Origin of the sequence: Pseudonocardia xishanensis (genome assembly GCF_039541715.1) — a bacterium.
GTDB lineage: Bacteria > Actinomycetota > Actinomycetes > Mycobacteriales > Pseudonocardiaceae > Pseudonocardia > Pseudonocardia xishanensis.
Window position 1 is genome coordinate 1 of sequence record NZ_BAABGT010000020.1, and the last position, 2,619, is coordinate 2,619.

A 2,619-nucleotide genomic window follows, 5' to 3' on the forward strand; every position below is an offset into this window, starting at 1 on the left:
CAGCTCGATCCGCTCGTCACCAGGACCTACGCCCTCGACGAGATCAACCAGGGCTACGAGACGTACCGGTCGCGCATCCAGCAGAAGGTGAGCCTGCGCTCGCGGGCCGATCTCGCCCGCCCGGCCCGCGAGTCGGGACTCACCCGGTGATCGACCTCGGCGAACATGATCACCAACCGGCGTGACTCCCCCAGGACCGACAGGCTGACTTCGTGTGCGACGTCTGCGGTCAGCCTTCAGCGACTTCGGGCGACGTGCCGAGGACCAGGCCGTAGGCGCGGCGGTCGAGGCTGCCCGACAGATCGATCGTGATCGCCTTCTCCTCCGTGTAGGCGTCGAGGGCGTCGGGACCCAGTTCGCGCCCCGAACCGCTTTGCTTGTAGCCGCCGAAGGGCATGTACTGAGACAGGTTGTGCCAGTCGTTGATCCAGACGGAGCCCGCCTCCAGTCGCTCGGCGACCTCGAGAGCACGCCCGACGTCCCGGCTCCAGACTCCGGCCGAGAGCCCGTACTCGGTGTCGTTCGCGATGGCGACGGCCTCGTCGACACTGCCGTAGCGCAGGATGGACAGGACCGGCCCGAAGATCTCCTCACGGGCGATGCACATGTCGTTCGTGACCCCGGTGAACAGGGTCGGCTCGACCCAGAACCCCTTGGCGTACTCCGGTCCGCTCGGGGAGCCACCGCCGAGGACGACGCTGGCGCCCTCCTGCCTGCCCCGTTCGATGTAGCCGAGGATGCGGTCGCGCTGCACGGCACTCATCACCGGTCCGATGTCGGTGGCGGGGTCCAGCGGATCCCCGACCCGGAGGGTCCGCGCTCGCGCGACGAGCCGCTGCACGAACTCGTCGTGCAACGAGTCGGGCAGCAGCAGGCGGGTCCCGGACTCGCAGGACTGGCCCGCGTGCAGGAGGAAGGCGTAGAGCGAACCGTCGACCGCCACGTCGAGGTCCGCGTCGTCGAGGACGATGTTGGGCCCCTTCCCGCCCAGCTCGAGCGTCAGCCGCTTGATCGTGCCCGAGGCGAGCCGCATGACCTCACGGCCCGTCGCCGTCGACCCGGTGAACGAGACCTTCCGGACGTCCGGGTGGGCAACGAGGTGCGCCCCGACCGTCGGGCCGTCGCCGGTGACGACGTTGAGGACCCCGTCCGGCAGTCCGGCCTCCCCCAGGATCTTGGCGATCTCGAGGGTGCCGATCGGGGTCTTCTCGTCGACCTTGATCACGACGCTGTTGCCGGCCGCGATCGCGGGCACCGCCTTCCACACCGCCAGCACCAGGGGGAAGTTCCACGGCACGATGGCCGCGCAGACACCGAGGGGCTCCCGACGGGTGAAGCTCGCGTGCAGGACCTGGCCGGCGACCGGGCCGGGCCGCTGCCACTCGTACTTGCGCAGCAGGTCCGCGAAGTACTGGATATGGGTGAGCGGGAAGCCGACGGAGAGGGCCGCCGACAACCGTAGCGGCGCACCGTTCTCCACGGTGCCCAGCCGGGTCAGCTCGTCCACCCTACCGCCGATGATCGCCACGACCTCGTCGAGGACGTCCGCGCGGCGCGCGGGCGGGGTGGTGCGCCACTCCCCGGACTCGAAAGCCCGCTTCGCCGCGGCGACCGCCAGGTCCACGTGCTCGACGCCGCCCTTCGCCGCCGTCGCGACGACCTCCTCGGTGGCGGGGTCGACGATGTCGTAGTGCTCGGTGGCGTCCACCCACTCCCCGCCGATGAACATCCGGTAGTGCGGGCGTGCGGTCGTGTCGCGCGTCGTCTCGTCGCTGAGTATCGCGGTCATGTCTCCTCGTTCCGAACCGGTCTCGCCCTGCCGCCTGAGGGATCGCGTCGAACCTACGAGCGATCGGGGTCGGTGACTGTCCAGAAATCTGGACAGTCACCGCGCCGGGAGTCACCCAGACTCTGGCCAGGGCGTCGACCGCCCGACGTGGACGCGACGAAGGGAACACGACGGTGAAGACGAAGGCCGCGGTGCTGTACGAGGTGGACAAGCCCATGGAGATCGTCGAGCTGGATCTCGACGGCCCGCGAGAGGGGGAAGTCCTGGTCCGCTACACCCACTCCGGCATCTGCCACTCCGATGTCCACGTGGCGACCGGCGACCTCCCCGCCCGGCTGCCGATGGTGCTGGGCCACGAGGGGGCCGGAGTCGTCGAGGCGGTCGGGCCGGGCGTCACCCGGGTGAAGCCCGGCGACCACTTCGTGTGTTCGTTCAACCCTTGCTGCGGGACGTGTCACTGGTGCGCGACGGGACAGCAGCCCTTGTGCGATATGGGCGCGACGATCCTTGAGGGCTACCTGCCGGGTGACCGCTGGCCACTGACCGGGCCCGCGGGCGAGTACGGCGCGATGTGCGTGATCGGGACGTTCTCCCAGTACGGCGTCATCAGCCAGTATTCGGCCGTCCCCATCGAGAAGGACCTGCCGCTGGAGAAGGCGGCCCTCGTCGGCTGCGGGGTGCCCACCGGGTGGGGCTCGGCCGTCAACGCCGCGGACGTCCGCCCTGGCGAGACCGTCGTGGTCTACGGCTGCGGCGGCATCGGCGTCAACGCGGTCCAGGGCGCCCGCTACGCGGGGGCCAAGAACCTCGTCGTCGTCGACCCCGTGGCC

At 70.0% G+C, this 2,619-nt stretch carries 2 protein-coding genes; one reads left to right on the forward strand and one right to left on the reverse strand.

Annotation, left to right across the window (positions count from 1 at the left end; all coding sequences use genetic code 11):
- Window positions 1-229: 229 nt before the first annotated feature.
- Window positions 230-1,789 carry an aldehyde dehydrogenase family protein gene (locus ABD993_RS06325; protein ID WP_345413650.1) on the reverse strand — a complete coding sequence of 520 codons (1,560 nt, stop codon included), beginning with the start codon at window positions 1,787-1,789 and terminating at the stop codon, window positions 230-232.
- Between the two features lie 173 nt (window positions 1,790-1,962).
- On the opposite strand from ABD993_RS06325, the gene ABD993_RS06330 reads away from it, so the two are divergent.
- Window positions 1,963-2,619: alcohol dehydrogenase catalytic domain-containing protein (locus tag ABD993_RS06330; protein ID WP_345413652.1), on the forward strand; the 657-nt coding region annotated here is incomplete at its 3' end.

Excerpts from the sequence above, each read along its gene's own strand:
- ABD993_RS06325 (WP_345413650.1), bottom strand. The coding sequence starts at position 1,789 with ATGACCGCGATACTCAGCGACGAGACGACGCGCGACACGACCGCACGC.